Annotated in this window: 22 protein-coding genes; 8 read left to right on the top strand and 14 right to left on the bottom strand. The window is 37.5% G+C overall.

Annotation, left to right across the window (positions count from 1 at the left end; translation table 11 throughout):
* Nucleotides 1-52: 52 nt before the first annotated feature.
* The 3 genes from MWU78_RS09405 to MWU78_RS09415 form a co-directional block, all read right to left on the bottom strand.
* Nucleotides 53-1,297, bottom strand: a complete 1,245-nt coding sequence (locus MWU78_RS09405; protein ID WP_246997246.1) for a glycosyltransferase — start codon at nucleotides 1,295-1,297, stop codon at nucleotides 53-55.
* A 17-nt stretch (nucleotides 1,298-1,314) separates the two neighbouring features.
* The gene (locus MWU78_RS09410) at nucleotides 1,315-2,826 is read right to left on the bottom strand and encodes a DEAD/DEAH box helicase (protein ID WP_246997247.1); all 1,512 of its coding nucleotides are present in this window, start codon (nucleotides 2,824-2,826) and stop codon (nucleotides 1,315-1,317) included.
* Nucleotides 2,827-3,044: 218 nt separating this feature from the next.
* Nucleotides 3,045-3,554 (bottom strand): DUF6155 family protein, encoded by a 510-nt coding sequence (locus MWU78_RS09415; protein WP_246997249.1) that lies wholly within the window; start codon nucleotides 3,552-3,554, stop codon nucleotides 3,045-3,047.
* A 221-nt stretch (nucleotides 3,555-3,775) separates the two neighbouring features.
* Between MWU78_RS09415 and MWU78_RS09420 the strand changes: the two genes are divergently transcribed.
* Entirely contained in the window at nucleotides 3,776-4,639 is an 864-nt protein-coding gene (locus tag MWU78_RS09420) for an RNA polymerase sigma factor RpoD/SigA (protein WP_246997251.1), read from the top strand.
* Nucleotides 4,640-5,081: 442 nt separating this feature from the next.
* Here the strand turns inward: MWU78_RS09420 and MWU78_RS09425 are convergent, their stop codons facing one another.
* Together MWU78_RS09425 and MWU78_RS09430 are read right to left on the bottom strand one after the other, a co-directional pair.
* A complete protein-coding gene (locus tag MWU78_RS09425; protein WP_246997253.1) occupies nucleotides 5,082-6,854 on the bottom strand; it encodes a hypothetical protein in 1,773 nt (590 codons plus the stop codon).
* 28 nt (nucleotides 6,855-6,882) lie between these two features.
* Complete coding sequence (locus tag MWU78_RS09430) at nucleotides 6,883-8,235, bottom strand: histidine kinase dimerization/phospho-acceptor domain-containing protein (RefSeq protein ID WP_246997255.1); 1,353 nt, start codon at nucleotides 8,233-8,235, stop codon at nucleotides 6,883-6,885.
* A 127-nt stretch (nucleotides 8,236-8,362) separates the two neighbouring features.
* On the opposite strand from MWU78_RS09430, the gene MWU78_RS09435 reads away from it, so the two are divergent.
* Nucleotides 8,363-9,652: a dipeptidase gene (locus MWU78_RS09435; RefSeq protein WP_246997257.1), complete on the top strand. Its 1,290-nt coding sequence runs from the start codon at nucleotides 8,363-8,365 to the stop codon at nucleotides 9,650-9,652.
* Here MWU78_RS09435 and MWU78_RS09440 read toward each other — a convergent pair.
* Nucleotides 9,649-10,044: a hotdog domain-containing protein gene (locus MWU78_RS09440; protein WP_103475062.1), complete on the bottom strand. Its 396-nt coding sequence runs from the start codon at nucleotides 10,042-10,044 to the stop codon at nucleotides 9,649-9,651. The two genes, MWU78_RS09435 and MWU78_RS09440, sit on opposite strands and share 4 nt — an antisense overlap.
* Nucleotides 10,045-10,303: 259 nt before the next feature.
* Here MWU78_RS09440 and MWU78_RS09445 point away from each other — a divergent pair, with 259 nt between their 5' ends.
* Complete coding sequence (locus MWU78_RS09445; RefSeq protein ID WP_246997441.1) at nucleotides 10,304-10,717, top strand: glyoxalase; 414 nt, start codon at nucleotides 10,304-10,306, stop codon at nucleotides 10,715-10,717.
* Nucleotides 10,718-10,721: 4 nt separating this feature from the next.
* On the opposite strand, the gene MWU78_RS09450 is transcribed toward MWU78_RS09445, so the two are convergent.
* On the bottom strand, nucleotides 10,722-11,402 hold the full coding sequence (locus MWU78_RS09450) for a DUF2461 domain-containing protein (protein WP_246997444.1): 681 nt from the start codon (nucleotides 11,400-11,402) through the stop codon (nucleotides 10,722-10,724).
* Between the two features lie 99 nt (nucleotides 11,403-11,501).
* Here MWU78_RS09450 and epsC point away from each other — a divergent pair, with 99 nt between their 5' ends.
* Entirely contained in the window at nucleotides 11,502-12,296 is a 795-nt protein-coding gene (epsC, locus tag MWU78_RS09455; RefSeq protein ID WP_246997259.1) for a serine O-acetyltransferase EpsC, read from the top strand.
* On the top strand, nucleotides 12,286-13,170 hold the full coding sequence (gene cysM, locus MWU78_RS09460; RefSeq protein ID WP_246997261.1) for a cysteine synthase CysM: 885 nt from the start codon (nucleotides 12,286-12,288) through the stop codon (nucleotides 13,168-13,170). The genes epsC and cysM overlap by 11 nt, the downstream gene beginning before the upstream one ends.
* 22 nt (nucleotides 13,171-13,192) lie before the next feature.
* Here cysM and corA read toward each other — a convergent pair whose 3' ends face one another.
* Both corA and truA read right to left on the bottom strand, forming a co-directional pair.
* A complete protein-coding gene (gene corA / locus MWU78_RS09465) occupies nucleotides 13,193-14,287 on the bottom strand; it encodes a magnesium/cobalt transporter CorA (RefSeq protein WP_246997263.1) in 1,095 nt (364 codons plus the stop codon).
* A gap of 136 nt (nucleotides 14,288-14,423) precedes the next feature.
* On the bottom strand, nucleotides 14,424-15,209 hold the full coding sequence (truA, locus tag MWU78_RS09470) for a tRNA pseudouridine(38-40) synthase TruA (protein ID WP_246997265.1): 786 nt from the start codon (nucleotides 15,207-15,209) through the stop codon (nucleotides 14,424-14,426).
* Nucleotides 15,210-15,822: 613 nt separating this feature from the next.
* On the opposite strand from truA, the gene MWU78_RS09475 reads away from it, so the two are divergent.
* Complete coding sequence (locus MWU78_RS09475; RefSeq protein ID WP_246997268.1) at nucleotides 15,823-16,305, top strand: hypothetical protein; 483 nt, start codon at nucleotides 15,823-15,825, stop codon at nucleotides 16,303-16,305.
* 9 nt (nucleotides 16,306-16,314) lie between these two features.
* Here the strand turns inward: MWU78_RS09475 and MWU78_RS09480 are convergent, their stop codons facing one another.
* Together MWU78_RS09480 and MWU78_RS09485 are read right to left on the bottom strand one after the other, a co-directional pair.
* Entirely contained in the window at nucleotides 16,315-17,784 is a 1,470-nt protein-coding gene (locus MWU78_RS09480) for a magnesium chelatase (RefSeq protein ID WP_246997269.1), read from the bottom strand.
* Between the two features lie 87 nt (nucleotides 17,785-17,871).
* Nucleotides 17,872-19,014 carry a VWA domain-containing protein gene (locus MWU78_RS09485; protein WP_246997271.1) on the bottom strand — a complete coding sequence of 381 codons (1,143 nt, stop codon included), beginning with the start codon at nucleotides 19,012-19,014 and terminating at the stop codon, nucleotides 17,872-17,874.
* 77 nt (nucleotides 19,015-19,091) lie between these two features.
* Between MWU78_RS09485 and MWU78_RS09490 the strand changes: the two genes are divergently transcribed.
* Together MWU78_RS09490 and MWU78_RS09495 are read left to right on the top strand one after the other, a co-directional pair.
* Nucleotides 19,092-19,907 carry a DUF1853 family protein gene (locus MWU78_RS09490; RefSeq protein ID WP_246997273.1) on the top strand — a complete coding sequence of 272 codons (816 nt, stop codon included), beginning with the start codon at nucleotides 19,092-19,094 and terminating at the stop codon, nucleotides 19,905-19,907.
* A 128-nt stretch (nucleotides 19,908-20,035) separates the two neighbouring features.
* Nucleotides 20,036-20,425, top strand: coding sequence for a hypothetical protein (locus tag MWU78_RS09495; RefSeq protein WP_246997275.1), 390 nt, complete (start codon nucleotides 20,036-20,038; stop codon nucleotides 20,423-20,425).
* A gap of 120 nt (nucleotides 20,426-20,545) precedes the next feature.
* Here the strand turns inward: MWU78_RS09495 and MWU78_RS09500 are convergent, their stop codons facing one another.
* The 3 genes from MWU78_RS09500 to hisF all read right to left on the bottom strand — a co-directional run bounded on the left by MWU78_RS09500 (nucleotide 20,546) and on the right by hisF (nucleotide 23,543).
* A complete protein-coding gene (locus MWU78_RS09500; RefSeq protein WP_246997277.1) occupies nucleotides 20,546-21,958 on the bottom strand; it encodes a Gfo/Idh/MocA family oxidoreductase in 1,413 nt (470 codons plus the stop codon).
* Nucleotides 21,959-22,084: 126 nt separating this feature from the next.
* Nucleotides 22,085-22,705: a bifunctional phosphoribosyl-AMP cyclohydrolase/phosphoribosyl-ATP diphosphatase HisIE gene (hisIE, locus tag MWU78_RS09505; protein WP_246997446.1), complete on the bottom strand. Its 621-nt coding sequence runs from the start codon at nucleotides 22,703-22,705 to the stop codon at nucleotides 22,085-22,087.
* Nucleotides 22,706-22,787: 82 nt separating this feature from the next.
* Entirely contained in the window at nucleotides 22,788-23,543 is a 756-nt protein-coding gene (gene hisF / locus MWU78_RS09510) for an imidazole glycerol phosphate synthase subunit HisF (protein WP_246997279.1), read from the bottom strand.
* Between the last annotated feature and the right edge of the window lie 75 nt (nucleotides 23,544-23,618).

Consider the following 23,618-nt stretch of genomic DNA (forward strand, 5'->3'; position numbering starts at 1 on the left):
ACACACTTTGCTAAATTCTTTACTTTGATATTTTTAGACTAGCGGGTTTTCCCTATTGTGGTCTGGTATTTTTTTCCTCGATCCATTTGGACATAAATTTGGTGCTCGCCAAAGAATGGTGCAGTAGCATGGCTCCTATAAAATTATGAGATCTATGCCCAGCCATATCCCTTTTGATCAGTCCTATCCTATCCAATAATTTTTGCTTCTGAGCGGCCTTGTTGTAATAATTATTGATGATGGCTATTCCATTCTGCTGGGCTTGGGACCACTTTTCCTTATTTTGATATAGGAGTGTGGCGGCCTTTGCAAAATTTTCAGGGTCATTGGCAATTATTCCGTTCCATGCTAAGTTGCCACAAATTCCTTCGGCGCCTATTTCCGTTGTAATACTGGGCGTACCACTCAGCATACCAATTAACAGTTTACCTTTTATCCCTGCCCCAAAATTTAAAGGCGCTAAATTTAACCTTGCCTTGGAAATAACTTCGCTTGCATTATCAGCATGACCCATAATGCAAAAACCTTCTTTCGGATTGTTAAGCTGTTTAACACTATCTGGCATGTAAGCCCCATAGATAAATATATTGGCACTGGTCAATTCACGGCGGATCAAAGGCCATATGTACCTTTTAAGGGTTTGAATGGCATCAATATTTGGGGCATGTTTACCATTGCCGATACAAACAAAGTCTTTTTTTTGATCAAAATCGAGCCAACTGTTCCGGTGTTCTTCATCAATTGCATCATACATCATTGGTAAATGCAATAGTAAACCTTTATCTATTTTTACGGTTTTGGTCAGTAGGTCCATTTCATATAATGAAATAATCAAACTAAGATCACATCTATAGATACTGGCTATTTCCCTTTTTGTTTGATCTTGATTTAACCAATGTTCTTTGGAAAAAGGAAGTGATTTTTTATGGGACAGCTGTCGGTATAATCTCAGTGAGTGCAAATCTTCGGTGTCCAAAATGCGAATGGCATTCGGAGTATTCTGCACAACACGCCATCCAAACTGCTCTTCGGTCATAAAACGATCAAAAAGGACAATAGTTGGATTTAAATCCTTAAGGAAGATATCAAAACTGGAATGATTCAGTAAAATGGGTTTTTTACTTACCCCAATGCCTGTTAGGTCAAAGGAAAATTCACTTTCCGCCGCAGTACTCGCAAAGGTTACCTGGTAGTCCTGTTCCAAAAAGAAATGTATTAACTGCAGCATCCTGCCTCCTGCAGCCGTTGTATTGGGTTCTGGCCAGACATAGCCTATGATCAATATTTTCTTATCCATTTTGGAAGTAATCTTTTCTACATTCGCTTGGCGAATTTTTGAGAGATTTTAGAGCGCAGTTTACGCTCATAGTCCTCTTCCAACCACTCTTTGTAGTTTTTGGTATTGTTCATAATACAATAGGAATATTGGCGTACCCGGTAAGCAATCTCCTCCTTCAATTTTTTTGCTAAAATACGGGCATCAAAAACATCATTACTATTTTCTACACATATGGTAGCGTGCTGTTCAATACTATTTTCCAGAACAGTTTTGGATTTAAGCCCTTGGGCAAAAACCTTTTTATATTCAGCCTTTACATCGAATTCTATATTATTGGACTTACTAAAAAGGGCCTTTAGGTCGTCCGGCATCTCGTACACAAATTCCCGTTCAATTTCTTCATCATTTTTTAAACTTTCCAAAAAGAAATCCGGAAAGTGAAAAATTTCCTGCCAATCAATGGGAGCGTTCCAAAGACCAAACCGGGCTACATTATTTCCTAGGTCCACCACTGTGAACTCATTTTTATTGGGCAGGATTCTGGAGCCTCTACCAATCATTTGGAAATAAAGCGTCAAGGACTTGGTGGCACGGTTTAAAATGATGGTTTCAACGGTGGGTTCGTCAAATCCAGTGGTCAATATACTTACCGAAGTTAGTATGGCATCCGGTGTTTTTGAAAACCATTTTAAAATTTCCTTACGTTCGGAAGCACTGTTCTTATTATCCAAATGACGAATATTGTACCCTGCTTTTTTGAAGGTGTCAAAAACGTATAAGGAGGTATTGATACCATTATTAAAAATTAGTGTTTTGGTGCCTTTTGCAATCTCTTCATAGGCATTGACCAATTTTGTAAGCATGTTTTGGTTGCCATATAACTCGTCCGAAGATTTCACGGTATAATCCCCGCTAATCCCCAATTTTAAACTTTTAAGGCTTACGTCGTAGTTATACATATTGGCTTTTGCCAAAAAGTTTTTTCCAATAAGGGACGATATGGACTCTCCCACGATCAATTTTTGATAGTGGTCCTTCATTGGGAGCTTTATGTTGGAGCTCAATGGCGTTGCCGTTACCCCAAGAATAATGGATTTTTTAAAATATTTGAATAATTTTCTAAAAGAATTGTAATGGGCCTCATCAATGATTACAAGTCCTATATCATTGATCTTTACCTTATCATCCTGAAGTCTATTGTTCAAGGTTTCAACCATGGCCACAAAACACATATACTGGTCCTGGTCATGTAACTCCTTTACCTCACTATTAATTATTTTATTTTTAACACCAAACCCTTTTAGCATTCTGGAGGTCTGGCTACTTAATTCGATCCTATGGGTAAGAACTACTACCTTTTTATTGGTTTTATGAATATATCTCTTGGCAATTTCAGAGAAAACAACCGTTTTACCACCCCCTGTGGGCAATTGGTACAATAGGTTGATATCGTCTGAGGATTCTTCCAAACACTTAAAAATGGTGTTTAGATCCTCCTCTTGATAATCATAAAGGGTTTTTTCTATACTTTCTCTAGGTTGGTCCAAATGGAATAGTCATTTTTAAAATTAAGAAAAATCAAACCTTACAAAATTAAGAGTTTTTTGCGCTGGTTTCAAATTTAAAAAGCAAAAACGTTAAATTGAAGTAACTACAATGGTTCTTTAAGAGGGGTAAATTTCTTAAGAAAAAAGGAGATGACACCTAATGAACAGGGCGACAATTACGGGGAGTTGAACGTAAAAGAATGGTGGCAGGACCCTAGTTAGTCTATTATGTCCAAGGACCTTGAGAAGTCTTCCCTATTGGGCCATTGGCGCTCTGTGGCAAATAAATAGCAAGCAACAATTCTGTCCTTATAATCGCTAAGCAATGCGTTTAAAGAAATATATTGAACCAGTTCGTTAAAAGAATTTCCCATACTTTTATAAAAGGCTTCAGGGACATTTTTCTCTACCGAAAAAGATTGGGCCACCTCCAGGTTGTACAACATAAGGTCTCCAATTAAATGAGGGTCTACCCCAAGTTTTATGAAGTGTTTTATATATTTTTGGGCAACAGACCTTCTGGCCTTTGGTCTTTTTCTTTTCAGGGGAAAGTACTCATTGGAAATCTTTATTTTTGCTTCCTGTACCATCTTGTCTTCCTTGGGGTTGAATACAAAATCGTAATATTCCTTTACGGCTGGAAATCTATGATACAGATCTATTAATTGCTCCTCCAGCTCCTTCTTTTTTAAAGCTGACAAATATTTGACCAAGGCTCTTTTACTCATTCTCCCAATTAATTCGAGTTCTACTTAAAGAACGCAATTTCATATTTAAAAAATTAAAAATACCACAAGAAAGTAAATTAGTATTTTAAAAAATGGATTCCATATTGAATATCTTAAACTTCTCACAAATTATGTATAACTAATGCCGCTTCACTTGGAAAAGACGTAAAAAAAAGGTATAATGAGAGATTAATACTTCTAATTCCAAATAACAAATATATATGAGGCAACTAAAGATTATCAAGCAGGTTACGAATAGGGAATCAAAATCACTAGACAAATATTTGCAAGATATCAGTAAAATAGAGTTGATCACTGCAAATGAAGAGGTAGAATTAGCACAGAAAATAAGGGATGGAGATCAAATTGCCTTGGAAAAACTTACAACAGCCAATTTAAGATTTGTGGTTTCCGTTGCCAAACAATATCAAAATCAAGGTTTAAAGCTTCCAGATTTAATAAATGAGGGAAATGTGGGTTTAGTAAAGGCGGCCAAGCGTTTTGACGAAACAAGAGGATTTAAATTTATATCATATGCGGTTTGGTGGATTAGACAAGCTATTTTGCAAGCGCTGGCCGAACAATCCCGTGTTGTACGCTTACCCTTGAACAAGATCGGTTCCATAAATAAAATAAAAAAGACATTTTCATATTTGGAGCAGGCGCATCAGCGACCACCATCACCAGATGAAATTGCCAAGGAATTGGAAATGTCCGTTAGTGAGGTAAAACAATCCTTAAAAAATTCAGGAAGGCACGTTTCCATGGATGCCCCCTTAAAAGAAGGAGAGGACTCCAATCTTTACGATGTAATGCGCTCAGGGGAATCTCCAAGACCTGATATGCTATTATTGCAGGAATCCTTGAATACCGAGATCAATAGGGCTTTGGATACGCTTTCACAAAGGGAGGCAGATGTTGTAAAACTGTATTATGGCATAGGAGACCTACAGTCTATGACTTTAGCCGAGATTGGGCTGACTTTTGACCTTACAAGGGAAAGAGTAAGACAGATACGGGAAAAGGCTATTAGGAAGCTGCGCCATAACTCGAGAAGCAAATTGCTTAAAACCTATTTGGGATAAATACCACAAAACAAAGAGGCCGAATAAAACATTGTTTTATTCGGCCTCTTTGTTTCTAACTCAATTTGTTTAAGAGTAACTTAATTTACTGATGTTGAAATCAATTAGAATTTCATTTAAATCTTCAATAAAATTTAAATAAGCTGCGTTGTCTGGATTTTGTTTTGCCATCTTAAATAGGGGTTTTAGATTTTGAATTTTGGGTTGTACTACATGTAGTCCAACTCTACTAATTCGTTTAAACTCAAAATTTCATTTAAATCTTGAAGGAACACTAGGTATTCCTCTCCGTAGGTATCGTATAACATAGTAAGACTTGGTTTTAAATTATTATTGTTTGGGTCAATAATTATACTGTAAACATATTTATTATCTTTTTTTGTACCAATAAATTGTTGTGTATAGTGGGATTTTAGTTGTCAAATGGGGAGATTATTATGTTTTATCTCTTAAAAATTTTATTGGTCAGATCCTTCAGCTGTTCTAGAAAGTGGATTTCTTCCAATTCCTGTATATTCCCATCCTTCCTACCGGTTGGCTTATCTTGATCAATTAATTTCTCTGCTGGCGCCATATCAAAATCTATTTGAAAAAGGTCATTAAATTCTGTAGATTCCTTATGCACTTTGTTACTATGGTTACGGGATGTCCGTTTAAATCCAGATGTATTTGTCAGTGGGTTTGTGGCCCTGTCAGTGCAGGAAGTGGTAATTCCTGAGACTACCTTACCAAAATCAACAATATCGTCCTTTTTTAAGTTTACCGGGTTTGCTTTTTGATTATCTTCAATATCCCGTAATTTATTTTTAAGGCTGGCAGAAACGGACTTGGCTTTATCCCGGACAATCCTGATCGGATAATTATGTAGGGTCTCCAAAAAGTCAAGCTCATGTTGTTCCCCAATCTCAACAATTTCTTCCAATAGGATAAGTTGGGATTCTATGTCCAGTGCATTGAACAATCGATTGAAAACATAATAATGGCCAAAGTCCAATTTATTTGAATTCCTTTCTTCATGGTCCTCATCCTCGGGATACTCGGAAAGGAATTTAAAAATTATTTCCTTTATTAGGTTTCCTATGGATTCATTTTCTTCTGCGTCCATCATTTCACTTAATAATGGAACCTCACGAATATCTCCCAATTCGGCTATTGCATGTAATAATTTCACTCTTTTGGACTCTCTATTCGAATAGAATTTTGCTGCAGGTAGTTGCATTCTGCCCAAATCCAATACATCATCATCTATAAGGATAGTATCTTCCTGTATTTGCTCTTTGACATGCGATTTTAACATGTCGCTTATTTGTTTTTTTATAAAAGGATCTATGACCACCTCGTAATCCACTTCTATTTCATCGATGTCAACCATTGGATTTATGATCTCTTTCTTCTCTTCTACTTCACGTATTAAGGGTAAAAAATCTATATTTAAAAAAGAGGCTCCTCCTTTTTCTGTTATTGTTGAGGTCTTTTTTTCTTTTTCAAATTCCTTGCTTATTCCTTCGTAAGGGTTAATTTCAAAATCTTCCAGATCTAAAAACTCCATTAAAAAATCCATATCATGGTTAGATAATAATCCTTCCCGCAAATCCAGCGATGTGTTATCGGTTTCTGAATCACTTTGTTTTACCAACGGAATGAAGTCAATATTTAACTCTTTCCCAATGGTTTTGTCGGTGGCTAAACCGTCTTCTTGAAAATTACTATTCGACTGGGTCTCAAAAGTAGGGTCCTCCATAATTGATTTTAGGTCATTTAACTTCCTCTTTTCCATATTATTAAAATCAGGGCTTGTGGTATTGGAAATATTATTGTTAGGTATATTTTTAAATTTTTCAAAAACTTCAATATGTAATTCAAACTCTTCGGACAGCCTATATATTATTGGTTTGGCCTCATCTTCAAGGTCATTGTTGAGTTCCAAAAAGATATTGGTCATTATAAGCCTGTTGCCTGCCTGTCTCAGAAACTTCCACAATTCTAGCTTGAGGTCCATTAGGGCCCTGGCTTCTATCATAACCGTTCCTTGCTCATTAAGTATTAGCTGACTTATAATTCCACGTATATGTTTCTGTTTTTCATCGCTATGGTTCCATTTTATCAAAAAACTATTCCTTAAAAGAAATATGATTATCAAATATGAAACGGTCAATAGCACTAATAAGGCTGTTAGATCCCACAATAGGTTGGTATGTATTTTGGGTATGTTCACTTATTGATGTTTTTAGTTTAAATGGCTTTTACTTTCTATTGTTTTTCAACAACATTAATTCCCTATCAATCGCCTTCTCCATTATGGGATAGGCCAAAAGTAGCTGGTCGTATAGCCTTCCAATTTTAGGTAGGTCCCTATTGGTTCTGCAGCAGATGACAATTTCATCTACAAGTGAATAAAGATTGTCCGCTTTCATCATGGAAAGTCCCGTTTTAACCGTGTGGGCGGCAAACCCTAGGCGACTAAAATTTCCTTCGGGGATATAGATATTGGCTCTACCTATAAAATCCAGCATATTTTGTTTAAACAATCCTATTAGTTCTTCCAATAGGTCTATTTCTCCCATACATTCTTCCAAAATACCGCTTAAACTAAGCTCGAATGTTTCCTTCTTTATGGAAAATTTGGTAATTTGGAAATCGGGATTTATTCCTGGTTTAATTTCCTTACCCCCTTTGTACGGAATGGAAAATTTATATACAGGACCATTGCCTAATGTGTCCAACGTTACCATGGAACCATTCAAGATTTCAATTATTTCCTTAACAATGGCAAGACTTATTCCAGAATCATGCAGGCCGGTTTCTGGTTTTTTTAGGAATTCCTTATTGGACTCGATTTGATTTTTTATGGTGCCGGTTCCAGAATCCGTTATTTCAAAATCCACTAAATAATTATTCCTATTCTGTTTTCTGAGTTTAATTTTTAATAGGATGCTTCCCTCGTCTATGAGTTTTATTGAATTTCCTAAAAGAGTGAGCATAATTTGTGATAATTTGGAGGGGTCTCCATGGAGTATTTCTGGTATTTCAGTATCCAAATCAACCTCTAAAATAACATCCTTGTTAATAATCAGGGTATTGCAGAGATACAGTGTATCCTTAATAATGCTGTAAAAATTAAAATCTATACTTTCAAACTTCTCTTTTCCTGAAGTAAGCTTGGTGTATTCCAATAACTCATTAATTATTTCCAAAAGGTTATTGGAGGAGTTGCTTATGGAATTAAGTTGCACTATTTGCTCAGATGTGAGTTTGCCCTCTTTTAACAGATCTACGGACTCCATAATTCCGTTAATAGGGGTTCTAATTTCATCACCTACTTTTTCAATTAGCTTACCTTCTACCCTATTCAGATTATTTTTTGAAATATTGCTAATCCCCTTATGCCCAATGGCCGAGTCAAAATCTTTGTTCTTTATTCTTGAGGGAGAAACTTGTGATTTTGGTCCCAGAACTTTTTCCTCTAGTCGAAATTTAAACGACATAAAGGATTTTTTTAATAGGGAGGCTTCCTCAGATGTTAACTCCTCAAAGGAAAAATGATTTAACTGACCTTCAAGATTTGTAAGATGTGATAATAGGTTGTTGGTTTTCAATTTATAATAATTTGGGTTCTGAAAGTCTAAAACTCTCCTTTTAAAGTTCCGTTTACAACTAAATGTTATCTAGGCTTCATTTTATGTTGTCAAATGCCGTTATTTGTATGTATCAAACCCTCTAGACATGAAGCATTTTATCGGATTTATATGTATTTTAACGATTATCGGCTGTAAGGAAAAGCAGGATAAATTCACAGAATCGATCGAAGAAAAAGCGGAACGGATCCATAAGGACGTTATTACCATAGACACCCATGTTGATATTAATGTGGCCAATTTTACCGATACTGTAAACTATACCCAAAAATTGGACAATCAAGTTAATCTACCAAAACTTGCAAGTGGAGGCTTGGATGTTCCATGGTTAATAGTCTATACCGGTCAGGGAGAATTAACCGAAGAAGGGTATGCGAAAGCCAAGGAAAATGCTATGGCAAAATTCAATGCCATTCATAGATTATGTGAGCAAATTGCGCCAGAAACAATAGAACTTGCTTATTCCTCCAATGATGTAAATAGGATTATTAAATCTGGCAAGAAAGTGGCTATGATAGGCGTTGAAAATGCCTATCCTATTGGGGAGGATATTTCGGAATTTGAAAATTATTACAATTTAGGAGCTCGATATATTTCCCTCTCTCACAACGGGCATAGCCAGTTTTGTGACTCCAATACAGGTGAGGCCGATGGGGTGTGGTTGCATAACGGACTTAGCGATCTAGGTAAAAAGGCAGTAGCAGAGATGAATAGATTAGGTATAATGATCGATGTGTCCCATGTGTCCAAAGAGTCCATGAAACAAATGATAGCCCTTTCCAAAGCGCCAATAATTGCCTCCCACTCTTCTGCACGGGCCCTGTGCAACCATAGTAGGAATTTGGATGACGAACAATTATTGCTCATGAAAGAAAATGGCGGGGTAGTACAGACAGTAGCCTTTAGCTCCTATTTAAATACTGAAAAACATGAAACCCGAACTGCCTTTATGCCGGGATTTTATAAAGAAGTTGCAGAATCCATGGGCATAGCATGGTATGACGGCGATGATCTTGCCAATGTTAACGAAGAAGAGAAGAAGACCTTTTCGGAGAATTATCCAAAAGTAGTAGCAAGGGCCAAGGAATTGTTAGCAACTAAAAGAGATGCACCCCCGGCGGTTAGCGTATCGGATTTTGTAGATCACATTGATTATATGGTGAATTTAATAGGCCTTGATCATGTAGGAATTAGTTCCGATTTCGATGGAGGTGGGGGTATTGAAGGTTGGTCAGATGCATCCGAAACCCCCAATGTTACTCTTGAACTGGTAAGAAGGGGGTATTCCGAAGAGCAAATAGCCAAACTTTGGGGCGGCAATTTACTACGGGTATTAGATCGGGTACAGGAAATTGCCAAAGGCTTGGGCCAGAGCTAAACTTCCGCGGCTAATCTATCCTTAACAAATTCTATTTTGGTTTTTCCATGGGGCTTGGGTTTACCGTCAGCACCAAGATTTACCATTATAATATTGTCTACGGTAACTATTGTTTCCCTGGTCATTTTGTTTCGAACCTCACAGTTGAGGGTCAAAGAGGTTTTTCCAAATTTCACCACGCCTATTCCTATTTCTACAATGTCTCCCTTTAATGCCGTAGACATAAAGTTTATTTCGGACATGTATTTGGTGACCACGCGTTTATTTTCCAGTTGTATAATACTATATAGAGCGGCTTCCTCATCTATCCAGGCAAGTAACTTACCTCCAAACAAGGTTCCATTGGCATTTAAATCTTCAGGCTTTACCCATTTTCTAGTATGAAATCTCATAACACAGTAATTTTACCGCAAAATTAGTAAAGAAATTTGCCCTTGTACCCTCCAAATGAAGAAATGTCCGTCGATTTAGTTATATCTAAATTACATCCCAACTTTTTATTCAAATTGAAAATAAAACAGGTATATAATAATGAAAATTCCAATAGCGTGATTGTTCACGCAAATAATGTTCATAACCTCGTTAAAAACTAAATTGGAAAACCTAATTCAAAAAAACATGAATCCCTACCTTTATAAAAACACCAATGATATGAGCGATAGGTCCCATAGTCTTTTGGAAATTCGTCCTATAATCCCTTCGGCCAAAGTAACGGAAAATATGAGCAGTGATGAGAGGTTTCAAAACATAACCTTGCGTCCAGTTATTAAAATGCAAAATGAATTACTGCTCCTGGTTTTTCAAAATTACATCACTAAACATAAAAACAGTTTTTATGAATTAGGGATGCAAAAACGTCTGTTCTTTATAGAAAACGCAATTCTAAAGGACATTAAGTTCAGAAATTCCTTGAAGGGAATTATTATAGGCCAGTTTACCACCGAGGAGTATATATTATACATTCAGAACTCTTCTTCTTTAAATAAACGCATGATGCAAATGGTTGTTGAGCGACTAAAAGATCAGGTTCAGTACTTCGAGATTACCGCTTTACAACCGGCTTAATTTCTTAATCCAGCAAGGATTCTCCATTAAGGTTAGTGGTGAGTATCTCGCTCATTAGGTCAAAATATGGGCGTATAGCTCGGAAAGATAGGTCTATCTGGGTCAGAAAATCGGGAGCCAATACCTCCTTGTCGGAAAAATTTCGTACAAAAATGAACTGCTTTTTTTTGATCAGATCAATGTTCGGGTGCTCTTTACTGAATCCTGAAGGACCGGTTTTTAATTCATCGCCCTGCAGTTCACCCCATATCTTTTGAAAGCCTTTTTCATTAATAATAGAACGGAACTCTGATGCATCTGTTTCAAATTCCTTCCGTATTCTAAACAAGTCTTCTTTATTTGGTTCCCAAAATCCGGTCGCTATAAAAGTTTCACCGGGCTTTATACGTACATAATACCCACCGCGCAACTTTTGGCCAGCTCTGGAAAAGGATCCTGCAAAATGGGACTTGTAGGGGGTTTTGTCTTTGGAAAAGCGAACATCCCTGTATATCCGGAACATTTTTAATTTTTCAATATCATCATGGACTTTCAACTTGTTCATCAAATAGGTATAAAAACTTTTCACCTTGGTTTCGAGAGTCTTGAATTCACTCTTGTGCTCCGTGAACCATTCCCTGGAATTGTTTTTTTTTAGATTTTCCAAAAATTGAAAAACATCTTTAGTAATTACCTCCTGTTGTATACGACTCATAAGACATTATCTTTGTTCTAAAGTTAACCAAATTAGGACAAGGTGATTTTGAAATAATGGTTAATTTTGAACTTATAATTAAAAGTACAAATGGATAAGGCATCTATAATAAAAAATATTAAGGAGCATAAAAATCAACCTAACCTCAGGTTTGAATTAAAGGAAAGAACAGAATTATTTACCAACCGTTTGTTTTATACCTTGTTCGATATAGACACACCAGTGGACGAAAATCTAGATCTTTTGGAAAAGGAATTTGATGCCTTGGTGAATCTGGCATGTTGGCAGGTGGACAAACCTTGTAAAAGGGTTTGGGAAAATTTTGTGGTCCGCTTACCGGAGATTTTGGAAAAATTGAATTTGGATGCTGAGGCTATTGTAAAATGTGATCCCGCTTCACTTTCCATTGAAGAAGTCTATATGGCCTATCCCGGATTTTATGCCATTGCCATTTACAGGTTGGCACATGAACTATATGTAGACGGTTTTCCATTGGTTCCCAGGTTAATGACGGAATATGCACATAGGCAGACTGGGGTAGATATTAATCCAGGAGCGCAAATAGGAAAATCCTTTTTTATAGATCATGCTACCGGTGTGGTCATTGGGGAAACCGCGGTAATAAAAAATCATGTAAAAATTTATCAAGGGGTAACCTTGGGAGCTTTGTATGTAGCCAAAAAACTGCAAAAAACCAAAAGGCACCCAACGATCGAGAACAATGTCACCATTTATGCCAATGCCACTATCCTTGGAGGAGAAACGGTAATTGGAGAAAATTCCGTTATTGGAGGAAATGCCTGGATAACAGAATCTGTACCCGCCAATTCAACAGTTTATCATTCTCCAATTATTAAAATAAAAACCTTACCGCATGTCTCATAGTATTTTGGATATTATAGGGAACACTCCCTTGGTAATATCAAAAGTGATTAATACAAACCCCAATGTTAAACTGCTTTTTAAACTAGAGGGTAATAATCCAGGTGGAAGTGTAAAAGATCGAGCTGCATTTAATATGATAAAGGGCGGATTGGAAAGAGGCGATTTTGATACCAACTCCAGGTTAATAGAAGCTACTAGTGGTAATACCGGAATCGCTTTAGCTATGATTGCCGGAATCTACGGATTGGATATTGAATTGGTAATGCCCGAAAATTCCACCAAGGAAAGAGTACAGACTATGAGGGCGTACGGTGCCAAAGTAACCCTTACACCTGCCGATGTGGGTATTGAAGGCGCTAGGGATTATGCGGAGCTAAAGGTGAAGGAAGAAGGTTTTGTAATGATCAATCAGTTTTCCAATGATGATAATTGGAGGGCACATTATAAAGGTACCGGCCCGGAAATTTGGAGGGATACCAATGGGGAAATCACTCATTTTGTATCTTCAATGGGAACCACAGGAACAATAATGGGGACATCCACTTATTTGAAGGAAAAGAATGCCAAGATTCAAATCGTTGGGGTGCAACCTACCGATGAAGCCAAAATTCCGGGCATACGTAAATGGCCGGTAGAATATCTACCCAAAATTTTTGATCCTAAGAAAGTGGACACTGTTATGGAAGTTTCAGAACAGGAAGCTAGGGACATGGCCAAGCGATTGGCGAAGGAAGAAGGTATTTTTGCAGGTATGAGTAGTGGTGGAGCTACCGCTGCCGCAGTGAAACTTGCCCAAAGTTTGGACAAAGGGGTCATTGTTTCCATTGTTTGCGACCGAGGTGACCGTTATCTTTCCTCTGATTTGTTCGATTGATTAAAGGCAATTTGTCTCGGGACTATAGCCACCGCTTGTTTTTAAAATAAAATAGCATACCTATAAAGATTACTATCATAAGACCCCAAACATAGAAATAGCCATTGGGATACTTCAATTCGGGGATATGTTCAAAGTTCATTCCGTATACGCCAACAATAAAGGTAAGAGGAATAAAGATAGAGGCCATTATAGTTAGTACTTTCATCACCTCGTTCATTTTATTGCTCATGTTGCTCATATACATTTCCATTAGGCTCATAGACATTTCCCGGAATATATTGAGGCTTTCATTAATTTCTGTACAATGATCCATGGTATCTCTGAGAAATATTTTGGTGTCATCGCTAATCAACACATGATCTGTATCAATTAGTTTACTTATCAGCTCTTTTACAGGATAAATATAACGTCTAATCCTAAGTATTTCCTTCTTTAAGTCCTGTATGGCATGGGCAGTATTAGGGCTGGGGTTGTCGTATATCTCCTCCTCTAGGTAGTCTATTTTTTGATTCACATTCTCCAGAACTACAAAATAATTGTCTATTACAGCATCCAGGAGTGCAAAAAATAGGTAATCGGCATTTTTGGTTCTAATTCTCCCGGTTTTCTGCTTTGCCCTTTCTCGAACACTATTAAAAACGTCTTCTTGCAATTCTTGAAATACGAGAACCGTATTTTCCATTAATACCATGGCCAAGTGTTCTGTTACTAATTCACTATTTTCATTTACATAAAGCATTTTGAAGGAACCAAAAATGTAATGGTCGTATTCATCTACTTTTGGACGTTGATGGGTATTAACAACGTCTTCCGTGGTTAATGGGTTAAGAGAAAGTGAATTTCCCAAATTTTCAATGAATTTCTCATCGCTTATGCCAATAATATTGATCCAAGAAGTGGAAAGTGATACTTTATGGTCTATAATTTTATTCAAGTTGGAAGGCTGGTACACATCAATGGTAGATATCTTAATGTCATCCTTATTGTATTCCATTATGTTCACAATACTCTTTACACCTCCCCTATTCCCCAAATAAGTGACCGTCCCGGGAGATTTACCTGTCTTAATATGTCTTATGGATTGCCTTTTATGTGCTGGTTTCTTTTTGGCCATGGGTTGGAATCTTAATTTAATATTCTAATTGCAATTTATTCTAAGCACTAATTTATGAAATCCAGCCCTCGAAATACGGACTCGTCATTATTTTAAAGAATATTTTGACAATTCCCTGCTGATTTTTAAGTAAGATCTATTTAAATTTTAGGTCCTTCAGCAATAAACCCGAACCCGGGGCAACAAAGGTCAGGACAGTAGTATTTTCCTTTTTTAAGGACTCTTTAATATCCATAGCCGTAAGTTCGCCCTTTCCTACTTGGATCAAAGCACCCATTATCATCCTAATCTGATATCTCATAAAGCCGGCCCCAGTGATATGCAGGGCATAACTAATTTCTGGAAAAAAATTGGCCTCCAAAATATTGTTTCTCTTAATCTCACAAGATTCTATGGTCCTAAGCACTTTTGTATTTGGTTGGAGTCGGGCCGTGTAGGATGAAAAATCGTGGGTCCCTACAAATAGTTGGGCACAGTCCGTCATTAAATCCACATTGAGCTCATCTATAATATTTGCCAAAAAGGGAGCACAAAAAGGGTGGTTTTTTTGTCCAAAGGAGAAAAGATATACGTATTCCTTCAGCTTACTTTCCTTAATGATATTGAAGTTTTCAGTAACCTGGTCTATACTAGTTATTCGAATATCCGGTGGCAGGTTTATATTAAAGTCATGCATAAATTCCTTAAGGTCATTTAGCGGTTCCTTATCCAAAAATAATTCAAAGGCTGTGTTTAAAGCAGATACTTTGGCGTCTGTCCTACCAGCTCCCAGAATTTTAAATTTAGCATTGGGCAAAACAAATTTTAGGGTCTTTACCAGCATACCCTCAACAGTTTTTTGATTAGGTTGCTTTTGCCAGCCACTAAACCGGAAACCCAAAAATTGTACATGAATTAAGTAGTAAAAACGAGGTGTTTGCATCCAGTTTTAATTAGTAAGAAATCAAATCAGGTCTAATACGCTAAAAATCAACGTGTGGCCAAATTGGATTTATTTTTTTGTAATTTGTTGGTAACAATAATAACCTAAACCAATATAAAATGAATGATAAATCTACGGTAAAACCACCAATGTAATTTTTGGTAGTTAGCGTAATTGCCCTTTTTGTGAATTTTATTTGGGGTTTCTGCCTTTCAACTTCAACAGCTTTATCTTTTTTTTCTCAACAATACTTTTTAAGAGAAGGGGACTACGGCCATGATATTGCCTATACTTATGGTAATCTTCGGGATGTTGCCGGTAATTTACGTCAATTTTGTAGCCAAGAGGAAATGGTTATCCCAATCTGCAATAGTAAGGAGCATTTAATTAGGGTGCATTCTCATTGCCCCCACCTTAATATCTCAGATTTTGCTTGGTGCAAATGCCTGTTCATAAAACAGGGCAGCATTAATTTCATCGAAACTTTTTGGCACTTCCTCCATGCTCCGTTTTTTCCAACTAAAATTTATATCGATTCAACGATATTTTACATGTCATGTAGGAATTTAATTGTAATTATGTTGAAAATTGTCCTGGATCTTAAAACTTAATTATGGGAAACCCAATCAAAACGACCATACCAAAACTGAATATTATTTTGTCTGTATTGGTTATAGCATGTCTACTATGCCTTAGTTTCTACAGTATGTACGGCGGTACCTTTATATTTAATAGAATTGAGAACTATATTTTCCCCTTTGTTACCATAATACACTTTCTTTTTATGTATGTCCTATGGTTTAAAATAACCGAAAATGAATATCCGGATATGATCATGAAGAATATTGAGTATATCATGTATGGTATTTTATTGGTCTATTTATATGAAATTTCCGAAACCGTTTTAGTACTCGCTTCCCAAAATGAATTTCAAAACCATGTTATTCCAAGTTCCTTTATGCCTATGGGCATTTTAATAATTTCTTTGCAATCATTATTGGTTTTGCTTACCATTTGGTCCTTTGTTATAAGAAAGCAAAGGGTGGGCAAATATGATTTTGATTATTTGAATAATCATATAGATGCATGGGAGTAAAATTATATTTTATAGCCCTCTAATAAAACTACCGTAAACGTCTTTTATTTGATATCCCGCAGTATAACGCTGTTTGCTCAATTTTTTGTGGGCTACCATTCCCCACAAGAGTAATTCTTTTAGGAAATAGGAGTCTTCCTTTTTAATTTCGGGCTGATATTCTTTAATAAGTTGTTGCAGTGGAGCTATGCTATCCAGCTTTTCCATATATTCTTTGTCCGGGGCTTCGTCCAATAAATCGAAACCTTCCCCATCAAAAAACCAACTTACCAACTCGTCATAGGGACCTTCGGCATCTTTGCGTTCCAATTTATCTATCTTGGGAAAATAGTTGGTAAATAGCGATTTAACGGCATCTTCTATCAGTATTTCTGCAACACTTCCAGATCCTTCCTGTTCGCCTTCATAAACCAGTTCTATTTTTCCAATTATGGAAGGAATAACCCCCATAAAGTCGCTTAGCCTTACCATGGTCGATTTTTGACCGTTCTTCAGCACCCTCCGTTCGGCCGTACTCATTAGGTTTTCATAGGAAGTGATGCTCATCCTTGCACTTATACCACTTTTGGAATCTACATATTCACTTTCCCTGGCTTCCCTGCTTATTTGTTCCAATAGATCTTTTGCCATATCCGGGACATAAACAACCTCGCTTTGACGTTGATCTAATTTTGATTCCTGTTCTGTAATTTTACGTGCGGTTTCTATGTCCTCCGGATAGTGGGTTAAAATTTGAGATCCGATCCTATCTTTTAATGGGGTTACTATACTGCCCCTATTGGTATAGTCCTCAGGGTTTGCGGTAAATACAAATTGAAGGTCCAATGGTAATCTAAGTTTAAATCCCCTTATTTGTATGTCACCTTCCTGTAAAATATTAAAAAGGGAAACCTGTATTCTAGCTTGTAAATCAGGTAATTCATTGATTACAAAAATACAACGATTTGCCCTGGGTATCATTCCAAAATGGATAACCCTGTCATCTGCATAGGACAATTTAAGGTTAGCGGCCTTTATGGGGTCTACGTCACCTATTAAATCGGCTACCGTAACATCTGGAGTAGCCAGTTTTTCATAGAACCTGTCACTTCTATGTAACCACGAGATGGGAGTTAAATCTCCGTGTTCCTTAATGGTTTCTATGGCAAACCTGGAAATGGGACTTAAAGGGTCGTCATTTATTTCCGAACCGGAAATGATGGGAATATATTCATCCAGCAAATTCACCATAAGCCTGGCCAGCCGAGTCTTTGCCTGTCCCCTTAACCCTAAAAGGTTTATATTATGCCTGGACAAAATGGCTCTTTCAAGTTCAGGGACCACAGAATTCTCATAACCCCAAACACCTGGAAAGGTAATTTCATTGGATTTTATTTTTTCTATAAGATTTGCCCTTAATTCATCCTTTATCTTTTTGGTTTTGTATCCTGCCTTTTTAAGTTCCCCTAGATTGGTAATTTCCTTGTAATTCAATTTCATCTGTGATATTTATTTTAGTTAACCGACCAAATTTGGCCAGTGGGCACGGTGTCTAAACAACTTTTGCTAAATTTTTAATTTAGCTGTTTATCCTTTTAATCTTTTTCTTCTGTTTTGTTCGTAGTCCTCAAAAATCATTTCGCCCAATCCCTTTAGGCCCGTAAAGAATGCCTTCCCTTTATTCGCCTCTGTAAAATGTCTTACGAATTGGGTTAAATAGGGGTCCTTGGCAATCATAAAGGTGGTTATGGGAATATGTAACTTTCTAGCCAGTCTGGCCATGTTATAACATTTTTCAACAATGTAATCATCCAGACCAACACTATTTTTGTAATAAGTGCCATCTGGCAATCTAATACAACTAGGTTTTCCATCGGTAATCATAAAGATCTGCTTATTGGTATTTCGCTTTCTGCGGAGCATATCCATGGCCAACTGTAGTCCTGCCACTGTATTGGTATGATAGGGTCCCACTTTTAAGTAGGGCAAGTCTTTAATAGGAATGGGCCATGCGTCATTTCCAAAGACCAAGATTTCCAAAGTATCTTTTGGATATCTTGTTGTAATGAGCTCGGCCAAAGCCATAGCAACCTTTTTTGCTGGGGTAATTCGGTCTTCGCCATAAAGTATCATACTATGGCTTATATCGATCATAAGTACGGTACTCATCTGAGCTTTGAATTGGGTGTCCTCTACCACCAAATCCTCTTCGCTTAAATGAAAATTCCCAATACCATGGTTAATTTGGGCATTCTTTAAACTTTCAGTCATGGAAATCCGCTCTAGACTGTCGCCAAATCTATATTCCCTGAATTCACCGGTATGTTCATCTCCCCTACCTGATAAACCGGTTTTATGATTGCCTGCACCACTACGTTTGATTTTTCCAAAAATTTGGTTCAGGGCCGCTTGTCTTATAATTCGTTCCATTTTGGCGGTGATGGACAAATCCGCTTTTTGGTCCCCAGAGCCGGTGCCATCCCCATCTTTAGGTTCTTCCCTAAGATAGCCTTTTGCCTTGAGGTCTTCTATAAAATCATCTATGGTATAATTCTCATCTGTAAGTTGGTACTCCTTGTCCAATTCCCTTAACCAATCCAAGGCTTCATCCACATCTCCAGAAGTATGTGTAATTAGTTCCTTGAAAATATCAAAAAGTTTTTCGAAAGGAGTTTGATCGGGGGCTTCATAATTGGTAAATCGAAACCCTTTTCTTTTATTTACAGCCATACTATAAAATTAATTAATTTGGTCTAGACCATTTCCTTTTTAAAGAAAACTTAACGGTTTACATATATTAGTATCGTTTGGATCATAAAAACCTTTCATATTATCGGTCATTTTTTCAAACTCCGCCACTCTGGAACGGTAATTTGGATGGTTTGGAGCAATTTAGGTTTCCAAAAATTGATTTTGGAAATCTGGAAACAAAGGTGATTCCCTCCAATTTGAGGTTTGGCCATAAAATAGAACACATTTTTCAGCAACTGATCCAACATTCCCAAGACTATAAGCTTATAGCTCACAATATCCCAATTAGGAAGAATAAAGTGAGTATGGGTGAAATAGATTTTTTAGTTCAAAATGTTGATGATGAGATGTATACTCATGTTGAGCTAACGTACAAGTTTTATGTATTACGCCAGGATACAACTATTGTTCAACACCAATTAATAGGCCCCAACCAACGCGATTCCTTTTATGCCAAGAAAGAAAAGATCTTTAATCATCAAATTCCCCTGCTAAATACACCAGAGGCCATTTCTGTATTGAAGGAATTAAATATAGACATTTCTGAACTGCGGCATCAGGTTTGCTTTAAATGCCAATTGTTTATTCCTTATGAAGTAGAGAAAATGGATTTGGCTCCATTTAATTCCGAATGTATCGCCGGTAGGTGGATTACCTTGCGAAAATTTAGATCGAGTAATTTCTTAAAATTAAAGTATTATCTGCCAACCAAGTCGGAATGGCTTCTAGAACCCTCTTATGAAGTGGCATGGCTAACTTATAATGAAGTACTAGGTTTTATTTCAAATAGACTGGAAGATGGGAATTCCCCAATGCTGTGGGTCAAAATCGAAGAATCAAAAATTGAAAAACTGTTTATAGTTTGGTGGTAATCCCATTTTAATCTGACGGATTGGATGTTCGTTGGATTGCTGTGCAAAAATCATAGTATTGATCACGGCCAGCAATATTGTAAGAACTGGTTCGTTTTCTTTAGATAAAACTTGAAATCCCCATTCTTATGAAAAAAGTTTTCCTATTATTCTTTTCATTAACCGTTTTTTCCTTTGCTTCTGCCAAGGACGATTGTGAATTAATCTATTCAACAGCTTCTTATGCCTTAAATCACGCTAAGAGTGCATTAAAGGCAAATAACTATGAGCATCAGAAGTATTATTCAGGCAAGGCCTTGGAGTCTTATGATAAACTTTTTAAGTTATTGGAAGGCAGTCAATGTGAAGGACTCACCGAAAATGTTCAGGATATTATCGCTGATGCTGAAAAAGCAGCAGATCCTGCTGATTGGGATCGAGGACGCTATTACAGTAAAAAAGTGTTCAACAGCACTCAGGATCTAATAACCAAATTGGACAGTCGGACCGAGGTAGCGGGAGTAGAAATTGCTCCTTAAGATTTTTTTAAATCATTTGCCTCCTGCCTAAAATTAAAAAAGTCATTGTTTTAGACACAACTTGAGATCAAGTTTCACTATATACAATGACTTTTTATTTGTTTATATGATCATATGCCATTAGATGACAATTCCTAGCGGTTCCGTAGTTTTCCAATTGCCTCTGGTAAAATCCGGAAACGCTTGTGGAGCTCCATTTTGGGCCACGGAAACTTCACTCAAAGTTCCTACGGCACTCCAATAGCAACCTTCATAGACATTTTGGTCCAAGGGCTCTCCATTTCTTAAACACTCAATAATTCGGTACCTCATTATAAAGTCCATTCCTCCATGTCCACCCATTTTGGTGGCCAATTCTCCTAAGCGCAGGTATAATGGATGTTCGTATTTTTCGAAAATCTTTTGTAATTGTTCACCTTCGGCATATTCGTGATGGTTATCAGGTCCTCCTTCGACCCCACCTTCCAAGGCCACCCTTGTTGGGAAACCTGTCAAGGTTCCTTTTGTTCCCTGTATCAGGTTATGTCTGGTGTATGGCCTAGGGCTGGTTTCGTCCCATTGTACCATAATGGTTCTGCCCAGGTTGGTCTTAACTATGGATGTATTTATATCGCCCCCTTTAAAGTCCAGCTTGTTCCATTTGTGGTCCGGCGGGAAATTCTTGGCGGCGTATAGATTACGTCCTTTGCCCGGGGACGAAAACGAGTTTATAAATTTAAAGTTATCCTCTCCCCTTGCCAAGTTCATATATTGGGCAACCGGGCCCAGTCCATGGGTTGGATACAGATTTCCATCGCGATGGGCATAATGCGGGGTACGCCATGAACCGGTACCACGTTCCACATCGTTCATCTGACCCCTTAATTCGTGGATATAGGCTGCTTCCCCGTGGAGCAATTCACCAATAACACCCTGTCGGCACATATTTAGGTAGAGTAGCTCTTCCCTACCGTAGTTGACGTTTTCCATCATCATACAGTGCTTCTGGGTCTTCTCTGAGGTGTCCACTATTTCCCACATTTCTTCCAAAGTAAGTGCTAGGGGTACCTCTACAAAAACATGTGCGCCACTTTTCAAGGCCTCAATGGCCATTGGGGCGTGCAATTCCCATGGGGTACATACGAAAACCGCATCCGGTTTCTCCTTCTTCAGCATCTTTTTCCAATCATCTTCACCATTTGTGTACAGCTTTATCTTCTTGTGACGGGTTCCTGCACCGTTCTCCGTACATACCTTTGCAGATTTCTCGGCCAAATCTTGGTACAGATCACTAATAGCTACGACTTCTGTACCTTCAATGGCGGCTATCTGATGGGCATGGCCGGATCCTCGGGAACCTACACCTATAAATGCACATTTTACCGTCTCCAATTTAGGAGCAGAAAAGCCACCCATATAAATAGCTCCCGGACTTGCCGCAGGTCCGTTGCCCACATTGTTTCCCATTGTATTATGGGACCATGCCGGTGCCATTGCCAAACCCATACCTGCGATGGATGTTCTTCTGATAAAATCTCTCCTATTCGATTTCATAGCCTATGCGATTGTTAAGATTATTAATTAACTATTGGAATATTTGAAGATAAGTCAATTTTTTTTACCAAAAAAAACCAAGTTGTAAATTAAACAATTTTCAATGCAATTGAAAATATTTAGAAATTAATGGCGCGACTCCAGCACCTTTACGATATCCTGAAGTTTAAACCCTTTTGCCTGTAACAATATAAGATAATGGAACAATAGGTCTGCACTTTCATCTTTGAACAGTTGATCATTGTTATCCTTGGCCTCAATTACGACCTCTACTGCTTCTTCCCCAACTTTCTGGGCTACTTTATTAATACCGCTCTTAAATAGAGAGGAAACATAGCTGGGTTTAACACCTTCGGGAATCGGAATTTTGCCATCGGCCTGATCTTTTCTGTTTTGAATAATATTCTCCAGTTCTGAAATAAACCCAAAGGAGGTACTGTTTTCTTCGCCCCAACAAGTATCGGTTCCTTTGTGACAAGTTGGTCCTACCGGATTTACCATGACCAATAGAGTGTCATTGTCACAGTCTAATTTAATATCCACTAAATTCAAAAAATTACCGCTTTCCTCACCCTTAGTCCATAATCTGCTTTTAGTTCGACTATAGAAGGTTACTTTATTGCTGTCTATTGTTTTGTTGTATGCCTCCTGGTTCATATATCCCAACATAAGTACATTTTTGGTAATTGCGTCCTGTACAACTGCCGGGACTAAGCCGTCTTTGTTTTTGTTGAAGTTTATGTTCATGTTTTTGGATTCCATAATGTAATTTTAGTTTTGTAATAAGGAGGAGGTTGGATTAATCAACCTGAACCGATATCAAAATTGATTATAGTCTAACTGGTATATTATTTCTTTTTAACTCTTCCTTTAAGTCTTTAATTTCTATTTCCTTAAAATGAAAAACGCTTGCTGCTAGAGCTGCATCTGCCTTTCCCTCAACAAAGGTATCCGTAAAATGTTGCATAGTTCCTGCGCCACCAGATGCAATTATAGGAATGTTCAATTCTGTTGACAATTTGGCCAAAGCCTCATTGGCAAATCCGTCCTTTGTTCCATCATGGTTCATGGAGGTAAATAGAATTTCTCCAGCCCCACGTTTTTCAACTTCCTTTGCCCAAGTAAAAAGATTTAATTCTGTGGGTACCTTCCCTCCTACCAAATGCACTTTCCATTCCCCATCGATCTGTTTGGCATCTATGGCCACAACAATACACTGGGAACCAAATTTGGCTACCAGATCGTTGATCAATTGAGGATTTTTGACGGCGGATGAATTTATGGATACTTTATCCGCTCCGTTATGCAGTAATATATCCACATCCTTCACAGACGAAATACCACCGCCTACGGTAAAAGGAATATTTACTTTTTCTGCAACTCGCAATACTAAATCGGCCAAGGTTCTTCTTCCCTCCTCCGTTGCCGAAATATCTAAAAAGACCAATTCGTCCGCGCCGGACTTGGCGTAGATCTCGGCCAGTTCCACCGGATCTCCTGCGTCCCGCAAATCCACAAAATTTATCCCTTTTACAGTTCTACCATTTTTAATATCCAAGCAAGGGATTATTCTTTTTGTTAACATTTGCTACTTTTATTTCTGGAAATTTGGGCGGCACCTTACGGATTCAAAAACTAAAAATGGCGCCCAATAATTCAA

Source organism: Arenibacter sp. F26102, assembly GCF_023015865.1.
Taxonomy (GTDB): Bacteria; Bacteroidota; Bacteroidia; order Flavobacteriales; family Flavobacteriaceae; genus Arenibacter.